Here is a 19,476-nt window from a genome sequence, read left to right on the forward strand (position 1 = left end):
CGGTTCCTTCCTCCGGGAGCGCATTCCTCCTGAACGTCCTGCGCCTCCACTTGCATGGAGATGCGCTCTTGACCTTGACGCCGCGTCAAGGCGCATGATGGTTTCGGAGGCGATGACATGACCAGAGATGCACAGTACTACAGCAGGGGAGAAGCAGCCAATTACGACGCGCTGATCGGCGCTCAGCGAAGCCTGCTTCCGGTTTTGCGGAAGCTGGCCGATCCGAGCGGCAAGCGGATCGCGGATTTAGGCGCAGGAACCGGCCGGCTGACGCTGCAGGTTCTGCCTGTGGCGGCTTCCGTCGCGGCGGTGGACACATCGGAGCAAATGCTGGACAGGCTCCGGGAAAAAGCGGGCTTGCAGCCTGAGGGCAAGCTGAAGCTGGCCGTGGCCGATCATGCCGGCACGGGGCTGGACAGCTGTGCTTACGATCTCATTCTGGGCGGCTGGTCGATCTGCTACGGCGTAGCCCCGTCACAGCAGGGGTGGGAGCAGAGGCTGGCGGCGATAGAGTCGGAGATGAACCGGATCGGGATTCCCGGAGGCGACGTCGTGCTGTTCGAAAATTATGGAACGGCTGCCGAAGAGCCTGCTCCGCCGGAGCATTTGCTGCCGTATTTCCGAAGCCTTGAAGAGCGGTATGGATTCAAGAGGACCGTCGTCAGAGTCGATTACCGCTTTGCGGACGTTCGGGAGGCAGCGGCGAGGACAGGCGCCTTTTTCGGGCCGGAGACGGCGGAGAAGGTCAGGCGGAACGGCTGGAGCATCGTGCCGGAATTCGCCGGCGTGTGGCATCGCAAGCTGGAGTGAAGATTGGATCCGCTTATGGTGAGCGCAGCATGTTCCAAGGAGAACGGTGCCGATGCCCGCCGGCGCCTTGCGCCGGGCTTGTCCGCAAGGCCATGAAGCTTGCTCCGAGCGTATTTCCACAGCCGTCCTGAAAACGCCCCGCCGCTCTGCAAAGGCACCCGGAAAAGCCACGCAGCGCCAAGCCGAACCCGCAAGCGTTCCGCCAAGCTTATCCATGTAACGAGGCTGTACGGAAAGCGCAGCAAGCAGCTCCCGGAACCTTCCGGGAGCTGCTTTTTCGGCTCCATTTCTATGCTAGATGAAGAAAGCTCGGGAGATGATGACGAGCAGGATGAATAGAACGAGAATGACCCCTATGCTCGATCCCCAATAAGGTCCGCAGCCGGCGGCTGCTCCTGCAACAGGATAACCCATCAAGCATACCTCCTGTAACATGGATTCATTTGAAGCTGACAGCCCTGCGCCTAGCGCAGCAGCTTAAGCTTCACAATGACAATGTATGCGGGAAGCGGGCTTATGGACATAGTCAATTGTCCCGGGTCGTCGTAACGGCCTCGCCGCTCGAAGAAGGACTTTCGCTGCCGGACGGGCCTGCGGAGGCTCCATCGTTTTCGTTGTGGGCCGTCTCGATCGCCTGCGACAGAGCCGGATTGGGAACGGAGGTGGAGCCGAGACTGTAGGCATACTGGCGGAAGTGCTTGAGCCTGGATTCCATCAGCGTATCCATGGCGTTGCCAGTAAGGACGACGGAAGCGCTGCTGCAGGTAATGATGTTGACCGTGCCTACCATGATGCTTGGATTCGGGTTGACGGTCCGCGTTCGGATGTCGGCAGCGTCGGCGCTTTCCTCTTGCGGAAGGCTGAATGGCGTGCTGAACAAGTCGTAGCTGGCGAAATCCACCTCTCCTCCGGCTCGGTTGTCCAGCTGGCGCTGGACGGCAAGGCCGGAAGATTTGGCGCTGATCGACGCCGAATCTCCGAACTGGATGACGGAGGAAAGCCCGGTATTGATCAGTTGAAACGACCCGACGTACGAAGTTCGAATCGATGCGTCGTTTTCGATCATGGGCTTATCGTGATGGAGCCGTTCGGGCTGACGAAGCTGGAGCCGTTCCCAAATGGAATCGTTGAACCCGAGGCGGATTCGGCCTGCCCCGAACCTCCGGTTCCTGTCAGAGGAACGACGGTCTGGCCTCCCTCGTTCTGGATGGCGCCGGCTTGCGTCGAGCCTTCGGCTGGAGCCGGAAGCGGGGCGAAGGGGCCGATGATGACGGATTCCGGAGGGGTGTCGAAGATGGAATAGAGCGTGATGCTGTCGGTATCGCCGATTTGAAGCAATGAAGCTGCGGCGACCCCGACAAGCTCCAAGCTTCCCACGCAAAGCATATGATTCGTAATGTTCACATTCATGGACATTGCCATCATCCTTTCGGGTGCTTAGCCAAGTTTTGCACGTAAGCGGTCAAGGCCAGCTCCGCATCCCTTATCGTCCGCTCGGAAGCCTTGCGGAGAAGCTGGCGGACTTCCAATCTTTCGGCTGGAGGGAGCGATTGCTGCTTGGATTGCTCGTCGGCCATGTAGTGGCGGATTCTTTCCGGGATTTGCCGGCGCACATCTTCGATGACCATTTTTTGGTGATAAGGATCCATTTGCAGCTTCAAGGCCTTGGCTTCCCGGCTCATCGCATCCTGCGCCAGCGTATTCAAGTAAGCATCCACCGATGCCCTCACATCGCCGAAGCCGGGCAGGCTGCCGGTTGCGGCTGAAGGGACCGCAACCGGAGAAGGCGCGGTTTGTCCCGGAGGGACAGGCGGAATCCCGTCGGCTGCAGGCGGGACTGCCGAGAAGCCGGGAACTTGGGAGCCGGGGAACGGATTGGCGCCGCCAAATGAACCGAAACCCGGCGGCATGGCGGCTGCAGGGCCATTGAAGCCCGGACCCGAAAAACCGGGAGGAAATGCCGCTCCCGAAGGCGCTCCAAGCATAGACGCACTTGGGAATCCCGGCGGAGAGACAGGAACCGGGCCATGTCCGGGAACGGCGCCGACCTCCGGAAGGACGGTGGAGCCTTGCATCGTAACCGTATTATTGCCATTGGCTCCAACAGAAGGCTGGACGACAGTGGCTGCGAAGGACTGCGAGGGCGTGGGGGCAGAGGGCGGGACGATCGCAGCAGCACCGGGACTTGGAGGTCCCGGCGCATTCGTACCTTTGAGGGATGACTCCGGAATGGGAAGCGGGTAGACGGAGGCGCCGCCATTGACGACCTTTTGCGGAACCGACAGCTGCCCGAACTCCTGCATTTGCGACTCTGAAGGCGTCGTCATGCCGATATTCAGCGTTCCGTCCAGCTGTTCGACCTTCAGCTGATCGAAGTTGTATTCCAGCTTCTCGATCGTGTAGGCCGGCTTGCTCTCCGCCTGCTGAAGTCGTTCATCCATGCTTTTCATATATAGGAACATTTGCGAAATCTGCTGCTGCTGGATTCTTGAGCGAAGCAGTATCGATGCCAGGCAGGCCTGCAGGCAGACTGGATTTTGCAGATCGCCTGCGCATGAGACGAAAGGGTCCGCAGCCATCCCTGCCGTCCATCCTTCTCCAGGACCGCCGGCTCCGGCTGCGGAGTCCGCTACGATGGGAAAGGGAGGCGACGTAAAAGGCCACCCCTCATAGTTTTGCCATTTGCTTACCCAGTTGGGATCAATCGATTGGAGGTACCCGACCAGGGAGGCTTCATTGAATCCGGGGGGCAATCCGGCGAGGGCCTCAGGCGATAAGGGACTATTCCCGCCCGGTCCTGCAGCAGCTGCGGCACCGGCTGCATTCGGAGAAGCTCCTCCTCCATCTGCTGCACCTGCTGCAGCCGGCATTCCGCCGGAAGCGGACATTGGCCATGGGGCCGCCTGAGGGCCGGGCCAGCCTCCGGATTGCGGCGGAGGCTGGAGCTGTCCGACCGGATACGGCGAGGTGAAGCCGCCGGACGGATATCCGGCAGGCGGAAAGCTGCCGGGAGCAGGCATGCCCGCCTGAAAGGCTCCCCCAGGCTGTCCTCCTAGCGGAAAGCTTGCACCGGAGGAGGCTTCATAAGGGAAATTTCCGCTCGACATCGCCTTCAGGGCAGGTACGGATCCGAGCGAAGGAATCGGCCCGCCGAGCCCGGGCATCAGGCCGGTCATGCCCGGTATGCCTCCTGCAAGGCCCGGCAGCGATCCGCCCATGCCTTGGGCGGCGAGGCCGGCGAAGCCCGGCATGGCGCCCGGAAGCTTGAGTCCGGGCCAGCTGCCGCCAGCGCCTGGCCATCCTAATCCTTTGCCGATCTGAGGGAGCAAGCCCATGCCGCCGTAGGAGGAGCCGAATGGAAAGGGCCGGTTCTCCGGATGCTGCTGCAGGCTGGCTGGCGATTGGGAAGAACGATCGCCGTTTTCCATCGTCTGAATCCTCCTCTCGCGTCAGCTAGGTTTGGGCAGAGGAACGAAATTCAGCGCGTCAGCCCCTTCGTTGGATGTCAATTGCTCGGCAGGCTGGCTGAATCCTCCTGAATTGTACAGCTGGGATATAGGACGAATGGAGCCGGCGCTGCCGATCTGAAGAACGGAGCTGTTGGCGACGCTGTCTACGCGAAGCTGATGGATCGTAATGGACTGATGGACGGTCAGATTCATATAATGTTCGTTCCGGATCCGATTTCGTTATTGGAGTTATCCTGAAGATCGGGGTCCAGGGTATTGGTAGCGCTGAGTCCGTTGTTGGCGTTCGTCAAGCCCCCGGTCAGGAACGATCCTGAACCTGCATAGGTTTTGGAGGAGCTGGACGGCGATATTTGGACGGTATCTCCGAACTGGACAACGGCGCTGGAACCGACGCTGACGATGTTGACGAAACCGACGGCAGCAGGCATTCTCAATCACCTCATTCTCGCTTGAATCGCGGCAGGGCCGGGAGAACCGGGCTGCCGTCCATACCCCACTATATGCGGCATTCGCCCAAATGTTCCGGGATGCGCGGGCCTCGGCTCGAAAGCTGTCACTTGATCGAGCCGGCCTGCATAGGCTGGAGCATAGCGGAGGGAGGTTCTGCCCGTGGGCAGCAAATGGGATCAGATGCAGGAATGGCTCGCTCGCCAGCAGCTGCCCAAAGGCTTCGAAGCGATGAAGGAGCCGGAGTGGGTGGCGCGCATCGTCAAGCAGATGATGGAAGGCGCGCTCAGCGGCAATCCGACAGCCGGCTTGTCGGGCATGCAGGATACCGCGGACAAAGCCAAGAAGGGCGAGAATTTCAAAGCGGGCATTTCTTCGCTCGGGGCGGAGTGGTCGGAAAACAAGGATTACTTGCTGCTCAAGCTTCCTCTGCAGGGGGATGCCGACGCCGAGACGCTCCGGGTCAGAGTGAAGGAGGAGCGGCTGCGCATCGAGGGCTTGCCGGGACGACGTCCGCAAAGCCTGCAGCTGCCTGCTCCCGTCCAGCCCCGTTCCACGCGGGCAATCGTCAAGGGAGGCGTTCTCCGGGTTCGTCTGAAGAAGAAGTCTCCGTCGAAATACATCGATGTCTTCATCGAGGAAGGTCCGGATTAAGGATCCGGACCTTGGGCTTGTTGCGTTTGGCAAACGCTTCCCTTATGATTCTAGTGGACGGATTTTACATAAGGGAGTGTCGCCGGTGACCGCCGTTGATGTCAGCAATGTTTCTCCAGGCTTGTTCGTGCTCGGAGCCGTATTCATCCTGCTTATCTTTTCGCTTCTCAGCCTTGGCGTATTGAGGATGTTCCAGCAGCGCTTCCGTGCCGGCTGGTTCTATTTCGCAGGAGGCGCTGTCAGCGCAGTCGTCATGTACATCCTGTTGGATCTATGGTATATCTAGCTGGAAGCAGTCGGGCCTTGAAGGCCCTTTTTTTTGTTTCCGTCCGGCTTCAGTTCCTTAGCGGCCCGAGGCCTGTCCCGGCAGGCGGCAGCGCCCGACAGCCGGCTGGTTGACAGGGAATGGAAGGCGCAGGTATAGTGGAATGAGTGAGAAGAAACCGGAGGTACCTTATACCGATGAAGTAAGCCCGCGTGATCCCATGAAGCCAACAGAGCGAATGCTGCCAGTTGACGGGATACGTGCGCCGGTTTAAGGGTCTTTCTTTCAGGATATGCCGTCTTCCGATCATCGGGATTCGAGGCATGGTCCTGTATCCTTATCCCCATATGCACCACTATCCGGACCGCTGCGCAGCTGCGGTTTTTTTATTATTTCCGGGGATGGGGATGAGAGCATGACCTTATGGATCCAAGCAAAAGGAATAAGCAAGGAATGGAACGGCAAGACGTTATTCCAGGGCGTCGATCTGGAGCTGCGCGCGGGGGAGCGCGCCGCCTTGTTCGGCAGGAACGGCTCCGGCAAGACAACTTTGCTGACGGGCCTGCGCGGCGGGATCGAATTCGATTCCGGATCGGTATACCGAGGCTGTCCGGTCGCCGACTGGGGCTTGATGGAGCAGCATGATGAGCAGGATGTCGGCGAGCTTTCCTTGATCGACTTCGTCCGGATGGGCGACCCTTCCCGGTATGAGATCTGGAGGAGAATGACGGAGGGAGCGGCCGTCATGGCGGCTACGGACGGAGCGGCAGGCCTGGATGATTACGCCGAGTCTGCCGAGGCTTATGCAGCTATGGACGGTTACGGCTGGGAGCTCGAGGTGGATCAGGCGTTGAGCCGGCTCGGGCTAGGCGGTCTGGAGGGCGGGCAAACATACGGCAGCCTGAGCGGCGGGCAGAAAACCCGGGCCAAGCTGGCGAGGCTGATGGCGGGCCGCCCGCAGCTGCTCATGCTTGACGAGCCGACGAATCATCTGGACGAGGAATCGCTCGTCTTTCTGGAGCAGTGGCTGGCTGCGTTTCCCGGCGCGGTATTGTTCGTCTCTCACGACCGTGCTTTCATCGATCATGTGGCGACGCAGGTGCTGGAGCTGCGCGAGGACGGTCTGGGCGTATACCCGGGCGGTTATACCGCTTATCGGGAAGCCAAGGAAACGGAGCGCAGGACGATGGAGGCCAAAGTCCGCAAAGAGAAGCAGGAGCGGCAAAAGCTGATGGAATCCATCCGCAGGTATCAGCAGTGGTTCGATGCCGCCCATAAGGCTGCGGGGCAAAATGATTTTTTGAGATCCAAATCCAAGAAAAACATCTCCCGGCTCCATGCCAAGGAATCTGCGCTCGAGCGGCTGGAGCAAGGAGCTGCGCATGCTCCCGTCGACAAGCCGCGCCTCAAGATGATGCTCGAGGACGATGGATTCGAGGCGGCACGGTTCATGAGGCTGGAGGAGGTCGGCTTCGCCTATGGATCCGCCAAGCCTCTATTGAGCCGGTTCAGCCTCACGATCAGCCGCGGCGACCGCATCGCGATTCTGGGACCGAGCGGCAGCGGGAAGTCGACGCTGCTGAAGCTGCTATCGGGAGAGCTGAAGCCATGCGAAGGCCGAAGATCATCCCATCCGAAGATGAAAATCGGTTATTTCTCCCAGGAGCTCGACCGTCTTCCGAACGAGGCTGCTTTGCTGGACATGATGCTCGGCTTGCCGGACATGACCCAGTCGGAAGCCAGGACGCTGCTTGGCGCGTTTCTATTTTCCCGCGAGGACGTGCACAAGAGGATCGGGGACCTCAGCATGGGAGAGCGATGCCGCGCCGCCTTTCTCCGGCTGATGCTGGGCGGATCGAATCTGCTGCTGCTGGATGAGCCGACGAATTACCTCGACATCGAGTCCAGGGAAGTCGTGGAGGCTACGCTGCGCAGCTACGACGGGGCGATGGTGCTGGCGACGCATGACCGGGCGCTGCTGAAGTCTTCCGTGAACCGGCTCCTGGTTTTCGAGGAAGGGGGAAAGGGCAACCCTCTTCAGTATCCGGGAAGCTACGAGGACTATCTGGAGAGCAAGGCGGAGCGGCAGCGGGACAACGGCGGCAGGAGCGACGGGCAAAGGCTTGCCGGCCTAGAGCTGGCCGTCCTGATGAGCGCGCCGGAGCCTGAGGAAGAGGAGGAGCGCCAGGCTTTCCGCAGGCGGCTGATGGAGCTGCGCCGGCGAGCCGGGCTGTGACGGCTGTGACCGGGCAATTGCAAGCGGATGTTCTCATGGGCATGGATCGTCGTCCAGCCGGGCGATGAGGAATATCCATCGACGACATGAATGAGCGAGACGCATGCGGGAAACCGGAAGCAGCCTGGCAAGTCTTGCTAACGGCGGCCGGTTGAGGTAAAGTCGAAGCTAGTTTGTTCCAAGTGGATGGAGCCGAAAAGGGGTAATGGTCGTGTGGCAGAAAATATGGTTTGTCTCCAACATGGGGTTCGTGGCGATGCTGGTCTGGTATATGTTTCTTCAGAGGGCTTACGCGGATGCCTTGCATCGCGGGGCTGATACGGCGCAGGCGGCCAAATACCGGCGCCGCAGGCTGATGGCGGGAATAGCGGCGCTTGTGCTGTTCGTCGTCATGGCCGGAGCCTTCATTACGAACATGAGAGTCAACGGAACGCGCTGAGGCATGTGTCCAATTCATGGCAATTCCGGCCTTGAGCGCAACTTTCTCCCGAAATGGCCGTCAAATGTCTACTGTACAGGGGCTTTGCCCCGTGAGCGGAAGCAGTTGGACAGACAGCAGTTGGACAGTTAAAGGAGACTAGCAATGAAATCGCTCAAATGGCTTTTGGTTTTGACCCTCTTCACCATGCCTCTGCTGGGAGGAATGGGGCGCGCGACGGCTCAAGGAGCATCGCAGACGCTCGTGATGACAAAAAACAGCAAAACAATGTTTTTGAACGGAACCGCCTTTACTGCGGCTCAGCCGTTCGTCATGAAAAACGGAGTATCCTACGCGCCGTTCAGCTCGCTGGCGGCGCGTTACGGCTTCCAGGTATCCTATGATGCCGCGGCCAAGCAATCGATCGCCCGCAGCGCCGCGGGAGAGATCCGCTTCAAGATGAATACCAAGGAAGTAACCGCCTACGGAACCAAAATGACAGGCCAGGCGAATACGTACTCCGAGAACGGGTCGCTCATGATTCCGATCCGCACCTGGGGTCTGGCGACGGGAAGCCGCGTGAGCGCTTCCGGAGCTCAGGTCACCCTGCAATGGGACACGAAGCCGAGCGCGGCGTTCGCCGTATCTCCGGCCAAGATCTATGCGGGCGACTATGTCACCTATTTGGACCGCTACAGCTCTCCTTCCGGCCAGCCGATCATCAACGAGGAATGGACGGGACGCGAGGAAGTGTTCGCCGAGCCAGGCACGTACACCATTTCCCGCATCGTTCAGGATGCCGCCGGGCAATGGAGCGATCCCTACACGGTGACGATCAAGGTGCTTGCCCCGAACCAGCCTCCCGTCGCGGACTTCACCACGGACAAGACGGTATACCGGATCGGCGAGAACGTCCGTTATAACGATCTCAGCTCGGACGACAACAACGCGATCGCCAAACGCAACTGGATCGGCCAAGCGGATGTCTTCTTCGAGGCGGGAGACAAGACGATCACCTTGGAAGTCATCGATGACCAGGGCTTGTCCTCCACGATCAGCAAGACGATCACGGTATCGACGGAGGTCCTGTATACGAAGGACCAGTACGACAAGCTGTTCAAGCCGGTAGGCGGCGTATTCGGGGTCGATGCCAAGTCGGTGCTCGATATTCCGACCGTATCGTATGACTTCCACTCGGAGCCTTCCCGCTTGATCCGCAGCAACAGCCCGGAGCGCTGGACGAGCGAAGGCATCGCTTACGACGATCAGTTCTCCGGCGACATCCGCCTGCTGTTCCACAACGTGAACAATATCGGATATCCCGTCAAGATGTATCTGATCGCGACGAATGAAGGCAACTACACCGCGAAGTTCGGCGTGAAGAATTTCGGAGCCGGCGGGCCGGACCAGTACGAGGTCAATACCGGCAAAATGTCTACGGTCCGGTATTTGAACTCCGTCATCTCGCCGAGCCCGATTACGTATACGAGCATCAAGCCGGGACAGTCCGTGCAGGTGCTGAAGGAAATCTCGGCTTCCGCCATCAAGTCGAATCTGATCTACTCGGCCTACGCCGACGTGACCTCCGATCAGACGCTGCGGTTCCGTGTCGTCGTTGTCGCGGAGAAGACGGACCCGCTCAAGGTGCTCGAGAGACTGCCGCTCATGGATGCGGACGGCAAGCATACCCGGGGCTCCTTCAACAACGCGACGCGCGCGATCGACGTTCCCGGCGTGCTCGGCTACACTCCGCAGCGCATCGTGCTGGGAGACAACAAGCTGGATCCGTATCTGGACGGGTACGACAATACGACCGGCTCCCTCCAGCTCAACATCGGCAACTTCGGCGTTCTGTACAAGATGAACATCAAGCTGTCGCCGCGGACGCTGGTCGCCTTGAACCCTCGCGGAGGCTTGTACACGGGAGCGTTCGTCGTCAACGGGCAGCTGATTCCCGTGCCGGCATCCGGAGTGCTCAAGGATCAAGGCGAAGCGATGGTGCTGTACCGTTCCGGAGACAGCACGGAGACGATCAGTCTCGTCTATCTGATCGCATCCGGCAGCAACCTGCCGATCACGATGATCTTCCAGCCGCTGCCGGCGATCAAGAATTAGGCAAGAAACCGGAAATGGACTCTTTGCCGCATCTCGACTCGAGATGCGGTTTTTTTGCGGAAATTTCCAGCGGGCGGATGTACAATGGAGCCATGGAACAGGAGGAGGGACAGGAATGGAAACGACGGAAAAGGGGTACGTGTTCAGCGACAGCAAGGATCGGCTTGATCCGGCGTGCATTGAACGCTTTTTAGGCGAGAGCTATTGGGCCAACGGGAGAGACAGGGCCGCGATCGCGAAGTCGATTGAGAATTCCCTCTGTTACGGCATTTACCGGGAAGGCGCTCAAGTCGGATTTGCCCGCGTAGTGACGGATGACGCGACGATGTACTGGCTGTGCGACGTTTATATCGATTCCGGACATCGCGGCCATGGACTCGGCCGAAGGCTGGTCGAGCTGATCACGTCCTCCGACAGGCTCCGCAAGCTGAACGGAAGCCTGGCGACGAAAGACGCGCACTCCCTGTACGAGGAATACGGATTCGAACGGTCCGGGCCGATGTTCATGAGAAGGCCTGGGACGAAAGGATAAGGAAGGAGAATGACGATGACGAAGCCGATGGAAGTGTTGTTCATCCGCCATGGCCAGGGAATCCACAATACGGGTATTCCGGATCGGCTCGGGGAAGCGGGCATTCACATCATGAAGTGGACGGAGTGAATCAACTTGAAGCTTGACGGCATGAACCACATCTGCTTTTCCGTGTCCGATCTGGACAGATCGATCGCGTTCTACGCCGAGGCATTCGGGGCGAAGCTTCTGGTGAAGGGGCGGAGCCTCGCTTATTTCGATCTGGGCGGGCTGTGGATCGCTCTCAATGAAGAGAAGGAGATTCCCCGGGACGAAATCCGGCTGTCCTATACGCATCTTGCCTTTTCGATGCAGGCTGTCGAGCTGGACCATGCGGTCCGGCGCCTGGAGGCGATCGGTGCCGAAGTGCTGCCCGGCAGGGAAAGGGATGAACGGGACCGCAGGTCGGTCTACTTCCGCGACCCGGACGGCCATCTGTTCGAGTTCCACAGCGGGACGCTGCAGGACAGACTGGATTATTACCGGGAGACGAAGCCCCATATGGTCTTCGGCGAGCTGGACTATCCGGCGGAGTGAAAGGCCTATTTTTCATTGTAGCCGATCGGTTCTGTTTCATCGGCTCCACCTCGTCGAGCTCCGCAGATAGGCGCTCAGCCTCAAAAGCCCCGCAGCCGCGCTTTAGCGGCTGCGGGGCCCGTTTCGAGCCTTGCGCTCCCTTGGCGATGCCGCAAAGGCACCAGGGGCTGTTCCAAAAGCCATAGGCTTTTGGAACAGCCCCTCTTTGGCCTCAGTCGGATTCCGGATGAAGCTCATCCCTGCGGCGGCGCCGACGGCGATCCCATAGAGAGAGCAGGATGATGGACCCCGACAGAATCACATTGATCCACAGCGCCATCATGACGACGGCGTACGAGGCGGAGCCGGGCTGCACGGCCGTCAAGCTGAGCAGGCAGAGCAGCAGCAGGACAAAGGACATGGACAGGACGATGCGGCCGAGCAGGCGCAGATCGTCCATCAGCTGTCTCTGGAGGCGCGGATCGCCGCCATCCTCTCCTGCCAGCCGGCCAGCGTCTGCTCGGCCAGATGGCAGGCCGCCTCGCTGGCGCCGACGGGGCGCAGCTGCGGCTCCTCCTGCGAGCAGAGATCGATGGCATGCGGGCAGCGGGGATGGAAGCGGCAGCCGGCAGGCGGCCGGGCCGCATTCGGCATTTCGAGGCTCCGCAGAGGCAGCTCCAGCATCGCCTTGGCGATGTCGGGATCCGGCGTCGGCACCGCGGACAGCAGCGCCTGCAGGTAGGGATGCCTCGGCTGGCTCAGCACATCGTCCACGCCGCCGAGCTCCATGACGCGGCCGAGGTACATGACCGCCATGCGCCCTCGTTCGGCGATGTAGCGGGCCGTCGCGAGGTCATGGGTGATGTAGACGATGGCGATGTCCAGCTTGCGGTTCAGCTCCGCCATCAGGTTGAGGATCGAGATGCGCAGGCTGACGTCGATCATGGAGACGGGCTCGTCGGCGACGATGACCTTCGGATTCAGCGAGATGGCTCTGGCCATGAGGATCCGCTGGCGCTGTCCGCCCGACAGCTGATGCGGATACTTGTCGAGAAAGCGGTCCGGCGGCGTCAGTCCGACCGTCTCCAGCAGCTCGATGACGCGGGCTCTGGCAGCCTTGCGCCCTTTGACGATTTTGCGCTGCAGAATCGGAGCGGAGAGCGACTGATAGATCGTCCGCATCGGATTGAGCGCCGCATAGGAATCCTGCTGCACCATCTGCACGCCGCCGCGGAAATCCTGGTAACGCTCGCCCTTGAGCCCGGCAATGTCCGCCCCCTGGAACAGCACCCGTCCCGAGGTCGGCTTCGCCAGCCCCGTCAGGACGCTGCCGAGCGAAGTCTTGCCGCAGCCGCTCTCGCCGACGAGGGCGATGATCTCGCCCGGATAAATGTCGAGATCGACGTCGACGACGGCGCCGACCTGCTCGGCCGGAGCCATCATACCGCGGCGCCTCTCGTAATACAGGCTCACGCCCTCCAGGCTCATCAGCGCCTGCTGCCCGTCGGCGCGGGCCAGCTCCCGGCTGCGCCGAAGCGGCTCTCGCTCCAGCTCCAGTTCTCTGACGCTCATGATGTACGCACCTCCGCGATCGATACAGTCTGGGAATCCGGATGCAGATGGCAGGAGGCCTCATGGCCTCCTGGCCAGACGACGCGGGATGGCGAAGCTTTCCTGCACGCGTCGAAGGCATGCTCGCAGCGGGGAGCGAACGGGCAGCCCGGGGGCATGCGCAGCAGATCCGGCGGCGAGCCCGGAATCGCCTTGCGCTCCGACAGGTCGTCGTACAGGCTGGGAACCGCTTTCATCAGCTTGGCCGTATAAGGATGCTTGGGGCGCTTGAACATGTCGTAGACGCTGCCCGCCTCCACGATATTGCCGGCATACATGACCCCGACCCGGTCGGCGGCTTTGGCGACGACGCCGATATCATGGGTGAGCAGCAGCATCGTGATGTCCATTTCCTTGTGGATCTTGACCAGTATGTCGAAGATATACGCCTGCGTAATGACGTCGAGCGCGGTCGTCGGCTCGTCGAGAATGACGAGCTGCGGATCGAGCAGCAGGCTGAAGGCGATCATGACCCGCTGCTTCATGCCTCCCGACAGCTCGTGGGGGAACGCCTGCAGCACGCGGTCCGGCTCCAGCCGCACATAATCCATCAAGTCGCGGGCCTTGTCGACAATTTGCTTCTCCGAAGCGCCGCTTCGATGAGCCCGGTACGTCTCGATGATCTGATCCTTGATCCGCACGACCGGGTTCAGCGCGTTCTGCGCGGCCTGGAACACCATGGATGCTCTCTCCCACTTGTACGCCTGGAGCTGCTTACGGCTCAGCGCCAGTATGTCCTCGCCGTCGAAGCGGATCGTTCCGGCGGCGATGCGGCCGGGGCTGGTTACCGCTCGCATGACGGCGGACGCGAGCGTCGACTTACCGCTGCCGCTCTCGCCGACGAGAGCCGTGATCTGGCCGCGCGGAATGGAAAAGTCGGCTTGGTTGACAGCCTTCAGAGTACCGGCGCGCATCGGAAACTCGATCGTCAATCCTTTTATTTCGACCAGATTGTCCATAGCTGCTCCTCCTTTCTCAGGGTGTTCAGTTCGATCTCAGCCGCGGATTCAGCGCTTCCTCCAGACCGTTGCTGAAGAAGATGCAGGACATCTGGAACAGTCCGAGGCAGAGAATCGGCGAGATCAGATAGATGTATCCTTTGGGGTTGAAGATGCCGCCCGTGTTCTGCACGGCGAGCTGGATCATCATGCCCCAGTTCGTCGGCGAGTAGGGGGCGAGGCCGAGCATCATGAGGCCGACGCTGGCTACGATCGCCCCCTGCGCCGCCATGATGAAGTTGATCGCGAGGTAGGGAGTCAGGTTCGGCAGGATTTCGCGGGACAGGATGTAAGGCATGCGCAGTCCCATGATCCGGCAGGCGACGATGAATTCCCGGTTTTTCAGCGACAGCAGCTGGGAGCGGACCGCCCGGGCGAGCGGAGCCCAGGACCAGACCGCGAGAATGAAGGAGAAGGAGACGGGATTTTTGATCTGCACGAGCGCGGCCACGATCATCAGGACGGGAAAGCTCGGAATGGTGAGGAACAGGTTCGTGACGAACATGAGCGCCGTGTCCGTACGGCCTCCGGCGAAGCCGGATACCGCTCCCACGACGAAGCCGATGACGAGCGTGAACAGAGCGGCGAACAGCCCGATCGTCAGCACGTCGCGCGACCCGTAGACGAGCTGCAGGAGGGTGTCCCTGCCGCCGTAGTCCGTGCCCAGCCAATGGGACCAGGAAGGGCTTGCGTACCGGTTGTCGAACTTGACCGTCATGTCCAGGCTGGCCAGCATCGGCCCGAAAATCGCCATGAAGATGAAGACGGCGAGGATGATGACGCCGCTGAACGACTTCTTGTTGCGATAGATCGTTCTCCAGAAATCCGCGAATCCTTGGCTCATGATTTATCCCTCCTCCAGCTTGACGCGCGGATCCAGCCTGGCATAGATCAGGTCCGAGGCGAGATTGGCGACGATGACCGCGACGCTCGTCACGAGCAGCAGTCCCTGCATGAGCGTATAATCCCGCTGCTGGGTCGCCTGGCCGATATAATAGCCCATGCCGGGATAGCTGAACACGTTCTCGATCAGCGGCGAGCCGCCCAGCATGAAGCCGAAGTTGACCGCCAGCGTCGTAATGAGCGGCAGCATCGCGTTGCGCTTCACGTACTGGCTCATGAGCGTGCGCTCGGATACGCCGCGGATGCCGGCGGCGACGATGTAGTCCTCGCCGAGCACGTTGACGGCGCTGCCCTTCATCGTCAGCGCCCATGTTCCGAGCGTCGTGATGACATAGGTCAGAATCGGGAGCGCCCCGTGATAGAGCACGTTCGACAGGAAAGGCAGATTGAAGCCGGGCTCCACGACGGGATCGTAAGCTCCGTTCACGGGGAACCAGCCGAACTGGAAGGAGAACACGACGAGCAGCAGAATCGCGACGATGAAGTTCGGGACGGACGAAGTGATGATGGCGTAGATGGAGACGATCGGATCCAGCAGGCTCTTCCTGCGGAACGCCATCATCGCGCCGAGATTGATGCCGATCAGAAAGCTGATGACGAGCGAGATGCTGAGCACGAACAGCGTCCAGGGCAGCGCGTTCGCTATGATCTCATTGACCGATACGTTCTGGTAGATCATCGACATGCCGAGGTTGCCGTGCAGCAGTCCGCCGAGATATCGGCCGAGCTGAGTCAGCAGCGGTTCGTTCGGATTGTAGTTGATCATGGCGGTGATCTGGCGGTACGCCTCTTCCAGGCTCATCCCGCGCTGGGTCGCGTAATCGCGCGCCCACGAGTCGATGGCGCTGCCTGGAGTCATGCGCAGCAGCACAAAGGTGAGCAGCATCGCGAGCAGGACGGTGACGGCCGACATTCCGATTCGTTTGGCAATTCCTCTGGGGCTCATGACTTGCACCTCCGTCGTTAGTCGTCAGCGGGGCCAGTATTCTCTTGGCATGAAGGTAGAGTTGAAGCCGTGGTTCAAATGGGTGACGGCCAGCCGGTCCGCGTCGGTTTCCGGCAGCGGCATATCCCGTCCGCTCTGGACGATCTGGTCCATCATCGGATAATTGCCGGCCATCGTGCGCGTGTTGATCCAGGCGCCGGTCACGTTCTGGAAGAAGTTGACCCCCCAGCAGTTCTCGTTGGCGATCCAGGCGAGGTTGTCGATGATCGCCTTGCGCTCGCTCTCCTCCTGGACGTAGGGGAAGCGCCGCATCTCCTTGTCGACGTCCACCGTCTTTCCGTCGATGCCCGCCACTTTGAGGTCGAGGCGTCCCGTATCGATTTCGGAGCCGTCCGCGCCTGTTTTCTTGACGTTCGGGAAGCCCACCTTCTTCTTGGTGCCGTCCCAGTAGACGACCTTGAGCGAGCTCCAAGGATTTTGGAAGCCCCAGGAGACGTCTACCCAGTCCATGGACATGTCGTAGAGGCCCTTATCTGCGTTGGCGAAATAAATCGTGCTGTCGACGGCCTTAAGCTTGGTCGGGATGCCGAACCTGGTGAGCTGCTCGGCGGCGATCTGCGCGGAGTTGACTCCCGGCACCCAGTTGTTCGGCGCGCCGATGATGAACGACGGGACATGGCCGCCCGGATCCCTCCAGAGGCCGTCCGGGCCTTTGCTCCAGCCGATTTCCTGCAGCAGGGAAGCCGCCTTCTCCGGATTGTGGGTGTAGTCGGTCATTTTGCCCAGCGCCTCGGCGCTGAGCTCGCTCTCCAGAGAGGAGGGCATGATGCCGGTCATCGAGATTTTCGGATATTCCTTGCCGTAGTAGTTGCCGATCTCCCTCAGCTTGCTCTTTTCAAACACATAGGTGAGCGCCTGCCTGAACTTCACCTGCTCGAACGGCTTGCGGCGGATGTTGTACATGAGGCCGACGCTGGCGGGATCGTACATGCGGTAATGGAGCAGGTCCGGATTCAGCTTGAGCAGCGACTCCAGAATGTCCTTGGGAGGCGTGCCGTCGTACCAGTCCAGCTTGCCGGATTTGACCAGGGCATATTGGGCGCTCAGCTCGGGAACGTTCTTGATCCAGATCTTGTCGTAGTTGACCGCGTCCGGCTGCCAGTAATCCGGATTGCGGCTCAGCAGCATGTCGGTGGTCGTCACCTTTTCGAACTTGAAAGGGCCGGTTCCGACCGGAACAGCCGGTCCCGAACGGGTGAATTCATTCCAGTTGAGCGCGATCTGCTTGTTGAGCTCGTCGGGAATATCCAGATGGAAGGGGCCGTCTTTGGAGCGGTCCGGCAGCGGCTTGGCCTGCTTCAGCAGCCCGTCGGCCTTGTCGACGTATTTTTGATACAGATGGTAAGGAATCTGTCCCTGCAGGTCTTGGGCGAGCAGCAGCTTCTTGAGCTCCGGATACGGAGCGGGATCAAGCCAGCGGAATACGACCGTATAGTCGTCCGGAGTTTCAATGGAGGACAGGTACTTCGTTACGTCCGCTCCGTTGTTGAGCCGGTAGTAGGCCCACACGTCCTTGCTCGTGAACGGAGCGCCGTCATGCCATTTCACCCCTTTATGGAGATGCACGGTCGTCGTGCCCGGTCCGTCCTCGGTCGATTCGGCGAGCACGTTGTAGACGTCGTTCGTCGATCGGATGAAGACGTACAGGCCTTCGAACATGTAGCGGTTGTTCGTGTCGCCGATTCCGCCCGACCCGAACGGATTGCCCTGGTACAGCGGAGGCTTCGGCCAGCCGCCCAGCACCCGGAATATTTTCTCCTTGTTGAATTTCAGCTGATCGTCCGGCACGGGCTTCTGCGCCCCCTGCAGCTCGCCGGCTTCGATGCGCGCGGCAAGCCCTGGCGAGGAGGCACCGCAGCCTGACATCGCCGCCACGAAAACGGCCAAAGCAAGCGTGGCCCATGTTTTGCCGCTTCTCAAAAGGTTCACCTGATTCTCCTCCCATCTGGATCCACTTTCCTCCGGCTGCCCGTTGGAAGTGCTTTCATTGTATTCTTGGCCGAGGCTGGCGTGTTGATAAAAACGCTTTCATTATTCTGCCGGAATAGGGCGGAAATTGCTTGAAAGGAACGGTCGGAAACGGTTGCGGCAAAAAGGGGAATAGAAGGTGAGTTGGCGGAAAGGGAGGATGAAAAGAGGGAGAGCGGGACAGAAATTGAGACGTTGAAGTTGGGAGAGTGGAGAAACAGGAAGACGGACAATCAAAGAGAGCGGGAGAACAAAAGGGAGAATTGGGGAAATGGGGGATGCAATGAAAAGGGAGTCTGGAGAACGGGATTCCAGCCATGGCTTGGCAGGATGGGAAGGGAAGCCGCCGGAGATGCAAGTGGAGCGGAACAGACGGCAAACAGGCCGCCCGGCCAAAAGGACCGGACAGCCTGCCTGGAATATCGAAACGATCAAAACGGAGTCTGGAAGCCAAATGCGGAAAAGATGCGGGATGAATTCAAGCCTTACTGGCCTTCCTTGCGCCATTCCAGAGGAGTCATGCCGACGTTCTTGACGAACAGGTCATGGAAGCGGCTGGAGCTGCTGAAGCCTACCTCCGAGGCGATGAACTCCACCGGCTTCGCGGACAGGCGGAGCAGCCGCTTGGCTTCCTGCAGCCGCAGCGAGATCATGTACTGCTTGGGCGAGAGGCCGGTCCGCTCCGAGAATTTCTTGCGGAATATGCTTTCGGACAGATAATGGCTCGCCGCCAGATCCGAAACCTTGAGCGACGTGTGGTATTGCTGATGGATCTGCTTGATCGCATCCTTGATGAGCTGCTCCTCGCCGGTATCGCCGGACGGCTCCGCCACGGCGCTGTCAACCGCGCAGACGTGGAAGGCCAACAGCAGCGTCTCCAGGGAATTGCGCAGCAGATCCGGCAAAAATTCCTCTGAACTCGGCTCGCGGCATTCCTGCGCGAGCTGCTTCATCGCGCCGGCTGCCCGCTCGAGGTGGACACCGGTCAGCCTGGCTTTGAGGATGGGGCCGGTGCGCTGGGAGAAGGCTTGCTGGAACAGGTACTGCGGGTAAGCCGGCATCTCCAGCTCATGCAGATGCAGCGAATAGCCTTCCCAATGCTTGATGCATACGTAGCTGTGCGGGGCTGCCGAGGGGATGAGGATCATATTCCCGGCGGACACCCTTGCATTCTGCTCGCCGGAGGCATAGTACCCTTCGCCCTTGATCAGAAGCGTGATTTCTGCCTCCGGATGCCTATGGGTCTTGAACTGGCCTATTCGATCCTCTTGATTCGGCGTACGGGAGCTGAAGGCTGTGACATGATCGATAAATCCGGTTCCCATAAGAAATCCCATGCCTTTTCTTTGAAAATGGAGGCGCTATCTTCCGCTGACTGCGCATCTGCAAGGATAGGGAGACGAATGGCTTCCTCGCCGCCGCAAGCGAAAGGGCGGGGGCAGCTTTGCGCCGTCTTCATCCGGTCTCAGCTCTGCTCTTGGAAGGAAA

21 protein-coding genes are annotated in these 19,476 nt (G+C 60.1%); 8 read left to right on the forward strand and 13 right to left on the reverse strand.

Annotation, left to right across the window (positions count from 1 at the left end; genetic code table 11):
- Positions 1 to 117 precede the first annotated feature (117 nt).
- Positions 118 to 810 (forward strand): class I SAM-dependent methyltransferase, encoded by a 693-nt coding sequence (locus PHU01S_RS06880; protein WP_127506788.1) that lies wholly within the window; start codon positions 118 to 120, stop codon positions 808 to 810.
- A 294-nt stretch (positions 811 to 1,104) separates the two neighbouring features.
- On the opposite strand, the gene PHU01S_RS06885 is transcribed toward PHU01S_RS06880, so the two are convergent.
- The 6 genes from PHU01S_RS06885 to PHU01S_RS06910 all read right to left on the reverse strand — a co-directional run bounded on the left by PHU01S_RS06885 (position 1,105) and on the right by PHU01S_RS06910 (position 4,708).
- On the reverse strand, positions 1,105 to 1,224 hold the full coding sequence (locus PHU01S_RS06885) for a YjcZ family sporulation protein (RefSeq protein WP_021879232.1): 120 nt from the start codon (positions 1,222 to 1,224) through the stop codon (positions 1,105 to 1,107).
- A 112-nt stretch (positions 1,225 to 1,336) separates the two neighbouring features.
- Entirely contained in the window at positions 1,337 to 1,876 is a 540-nt protein-coding gene (locus PHU01S_RS06890; protein WP_127506790.1) for a spore germination protein GerPE, read from the reverse strand.
- Complete coding sequence (locus PHU01S_RS26975; RefSeq protein WP_069202423.1) at positions 1,873 to 2,226, reverse strand: spore germination protein GerPD; 354 nt, start codon at positions 2,224 to 2,226, stop codon at positions 1,873 to 1,875. The genes PHU01S_RS06890 and PHU01S_RS26975 overlap by 4 nt, the downstream gene beginning before the upstream one ends.
- A gap of 5 nt (positions 2,227 to 2,231) precedes the next feature.
- The gene (gene gerPC, locus PHU01S_RS06900; protein WP_127506792.1) at positions 2,232 to 4,238 is read right to left on the reverse strand and encodes a spore germination protein GerPC; all 2,007 of its coding nucleotides are present in this window, start codon (positions 4,236 to 4,238) and stop codon (positions 2,232 to 2,234) included.
- A 21-nt stretch (positions 4,239 to 4,259) separates the two neighbouring features.
- Positions 4,260 to 4,472 (reverse strand): spore germination protein GerPB, encoded by a 213-nt coding sequence (locus PHU01S_RS06905; RefSeq protein WP_048748455.1) that lies wholly within the window; start codon positions 4,470 to 4,472, stop codon positions 4,260 to 4,262.
- The gene (locus PHU01S_RS06910) at positions 4,469 to 4,708 is read right to left on the reverse strand and encodes a spore germination protein (RefSeq protein WP_021878205.1); all 240 of its coding nucleotides are present in this window, start codon (positions 4,706 to 4,708) and stop codon (positions 4,469 to 4,471) included. The genes PHU01S_RS06905 and PHU01S_RS06910 overlap by 4 nt, the downstream gene beginning before the upstream one ends.
- A gap of 181 nt (positions 4,709 to 4,889) precedes the next feature.
- Between PHU01S_RS06910 and PHU01S_RS06915 the strand changes: the two genes are divergently transcribed.
- From PHU01S_RS06915 to fosB, 7 genes are all read left to right on the forward strand, one after another.
- Positions 4,890 to 5,381, forward strand: coding sequence for an Hsp20/alpha crystallin family protein (locus PHU01S_RS06915; protein ID WP_021878206.1), 492 nt, complete (start codon positions 4,890 to 4,892; stop codon positions 5,379 to 5,381).
- An 85-nt stretch (positions 5,382 to 5,466) separates the two neighbouring features.
- Positions 5,467 to 5,667 carry a hypothetical protein gene (locus PHU01S_RS06920; RefSeq protein WP_021878207.1) on the forward strand — a complete coding sequence of 67 codons (201 nt, stop codon included), beginning with the start codon at positions 5,467 to 5,469 and terminating at the stop codon, positions 5,665 to 5,667.
- 394 nt (positions 5,668 to 6,061) lie between these two features.
- On the forward strand, positions 6,062 to 7,882 hold the full coding sequence (gene abc-f, locus PHU01S_RS06925; protein ID WP_127506794.1) for a ribosomal protection-like ABC-F family protein: 1,821 nt from the start codon (positions 6,062 to 6,064) through the stop codon (positions 7,880 to 7,882).
- A 211-nt stretch (positions 7,883 to 8,093) separates the two neighbouring features.
- Entirely contained in the window at positions 8,094 to 8,321 is a 228-nt protein-coding gene (locus PHU01S_RS06930; RefSeq protein WP_076356618.1) for a hypothetical protein, read from the forward strand.
- Positions 8,322 to 8,465: 144 nt separating this feature from the next.
- Positions 8,466 to 10,415 (forward strand): stalk domain-containing protein, encoded by a 1,950-nt coding sequence (locus PHU01S_RS06935; RefSeq protein ID WP_127506796.1) that lies wholly within the window; start codon positions 8,466 to 8,468, stop codon positions 10,413 to 10,415.
- 115 nt (positions 10,416 to 10,530) lie between these two features.
- A complete protein-coding gene (locus tag PHU01S_RS06940) occupies positions 10,531 to 10,947 on the forward strand; it encodes a GNAT family N-acetyltransferase (protein ID WP_127506798.1) in 417 nt (138 codons plus the stop codon).
- A gap of 150 nt (positions 10,948 to 11,097) precedes the next feature.
- Positions 11,098 to 11,523 (forward strand): metallothiol transferase FosB, encoded by a 426-nt coding sequence (gene fosB, locus PHU01S_RS06945; RefSeq protein ID WP_373864525.1) that lies wholly within the window; start codon positions 11,098 to 11,100, stop codon positions 11,521 to 11,523.
- A 211-nt stretch (positions 11,524 to 11,734) separates the two neighbouring features.
- Here fosB and PHU01S_RS06950 read toward each other — a convergent pair whose 3' ends face one another.
- From PHU01S_RS06950 to PHU01S_RS06980, 7 genes are all read right to left on the reverse strand, one after another.
- The gene (locus PHU01S_RS06950; RefSeq protein ID WP_049867179.1) at positions 11,735 to 11,962 is read right to left on the reverse strand and encodes a hypothetical protein; all 228 of its coding nucleotides are present in this window, start codon (positions 11,960 to 11,962) and stop codon (positions 11,735 to 11,737) included.
- Complete coding sequence (locus tag PHU01S_RS06955) at positions 11,962 to 13,074, reverse strand: ABC transporter ATP-binding protein (protein ID WP_084781227.1); 1,113 nt, start codon at positions 13,072 to 13,074, stop codon at positions 11,962 to 11,964. Before PHU01S_RS06955 ends, PHU01S_RS06950 begins: the two co-directional genes overlap by 1 nt.
- On the reverse strand, positions 13,071 to 14,072 hold the full coding sequence (locus tag PHU01S_RS06960; RefSeq protein ID WP_127506802.1) for an ABC transporter ATP-binding protein: 1,002 nt from the start codon (positions 14,070 to 14,072) through the stop codon (positions 13,071 to 13,073). Before PHU01S_RS06960 ends, PHU01S_RS06955 begins: the two co-directional genes overlap by 4 nt.
- Before the next feature lie 25 nt (positions 14,073 to 14,097).
- On the reverse strand, positions 14,098 to 14,955 hold the full coding sequence (locus tag PHU01S_RS06965) for an ABC transporter permease (protein ID WP_127506804.1): 858 nt from the start codon (positions 14,953 to 14,955) through the stop codon (positions 14,098 to 14,100).
- Positions 14,956 to 14,958: 3 nt separating this feature from the next.
- Entirely contained in the window at positions 14,959 to 15,960 is a 1,002-nt protein-coding gene (locus PHU01S_RS06970; protein WP_048748461.1) for an ABC transporter permease, read from the reverse strand.
- 24 nt (positions 15,961 to 15,984) lie between these two features.
- Positions 15,985 to 17,949 carry an ABC transporter substrate-binding protein gene (locus PHU01S_RS06975; protein WP_127506806.1) on the reverse strand — a complete coding sequence of 655 codons (1,965 nt, stop codon included), beginning with the start codon at positions 17,947 to 17,949 and terminating at the stop codon, positions 15,985 to 15,987.
- A gap of 524 nt (positions 17,950 to 18,473) precedes the next feature.
- Complete coding sequence (locus tag PHU01S_RS06980; RefSeq protein WP_127506808.1) at positions 18,474 to 19,325, reverse strand: helix-turn-helix domain-containing protein; 852 nt, start codon at positions 19,323 to 19,325, stop codon at positions 18,474 to 18,476.
- Positions 19,326 to 19,476 lie beyond the last annotated feature (151 nt).

This window comes from Paenibacillus humicus NBRC 102415, from assembly GCF_004000905.1.
Lineage (GTDB): Bacteria > Bacillota > Bacilli > Paenibacillales > Paenibacillaceae > Paenibacillus_O > Paenibacillus_O humicus.

What these genes read in the sequence shown, in the direction of transcription:
- PHU01S_RS06890 (WP_127506790.1), bottom strand. Translation starts at nt 1,876, where the DNA reads ATGATCGAAAACGACGCATCGATTCGAACTTCGTACGTCGGGTCGTTT.
- abc-f (WP_127506794.1), top strand. Translation starts at nt 6,062, where the DNA reads ATGACCTTATGGATCCAAGCAAAAGGAATAAGCAAGGAATGGAACGGC.
- PHU01S_RS06960 (WP_127506802.1), bottom strand. Translation starts at nt 14,072, where the DNA reads ATGGACAATCTGGTCGAAATAAAAGGATTGACGATCGAGTTTCCGATG.
- PHU01S_RS06910 (WP_021878205.1), bottom strand. Translation starts at nt 4,708, where the DNA reads ATGCCTGCTGCCGTCGGTTTCGTCAACATCGTCAGCGTCGGTTCCAGC.
- PHU01S_RS06880 (WP_127506788.1), top strand. Translation starts at nt 118, where the DNA reads ATGACCAGAGATGCACAGTACTACAGCAGGGGAGAAGCAGCCAATTAC.
- fosB (WP_373864525.1), top strand. Translation starts at nt 11,098, where the DNA reads ATGAACCACATCTGCTTTTCCGTGTCCGATCTGGACAGATCGATCGCG.
- PHU01S_RS06980 (WP_127506808.1), bottom strand. Translation starts at nt 19,325, where the DNA reads ATGGGATTTCTTATGGGAACCGGATTTATCGATCATGTCACAGCCTTC.
- PHU01S_RS06955 (WP_084781227.1), bottom strand. Translation starts at nt 13,074, where the DNA reads ATGAGCGTCAGAGAACTGGAGCTGGAGCGAGAGCCGCTTCGGCGCAGC.
- PHU01S_RS26975 (WP_069202423.1), bottom strand. Translation starts at nt 2,226, where the DNA reads ATGTCCATGAATGTGAACATTACGAATCATATGCTTTGCGTGGGAAGC.
- PHU01S_RS06905 (WP_048748455.1), bottom strand. Translation starts at nt 4,472, where the DNA reads ATGAATCTGACCGTCCATCAGTCCATTACGATCCATCAGCTTCGCGTA.
- PHU01S_RS06965 (WP_127506804.1), bottom strand. Translation starts at nt 14,955, where the DNA reads ATGAGCCAAGGATTCGCGGATTTCTGGAGAACGATCTATCGCAACAAG.
- PHU01S_RS06885 (WP_021879232.1), bottom strand. Translation starts at nt 1,224, where the DNA reads ATGGGTTATCCTGTTGCAGGAGCAGCCGCCGGCTGCGGACCTTATTGG.
- PHU01S_RS06940 (WP_127506798.1), top strand. Translation starts at nt 10,531, where the DNA reads ATGGAAACGACGGAAAAGGGGTACGTGTTCAGCGACAGCAAGGATCGG.
- PHU01S_RS06935 (WP_127506796.1), top strand. Translation starts at nt 8,466, where the DNA reads ATGAAATCGCTCAAATGGCTTTTGGTTTTGACCCTCTTCACCATGCCT.
- PHU01S_RS06950 (WP_049867179.1), bottom strand. Translation starts at nt 11,962, where the DNA reads ATGGACGATCTGCGCCTGCTCGGCCGCATCGTCCTGTCCATGTCCTTT.
- PHU01S_RS06970 (WP_048748461.1), bottom strand. Translation starts at nt 15,960, where the DNA reads ATGAGCCCCAGAGGAATTGCCAAACGAATCGGAATGTCGGCCGTCACC.
- gerPC (WP_127506792.1), bottom strand. Translation starts at nt 4,238, where the DNA reads ATGGAAAACGGCGATCGTTCTTCCCAATCGCCAGCCAGCCTGCAGCAG.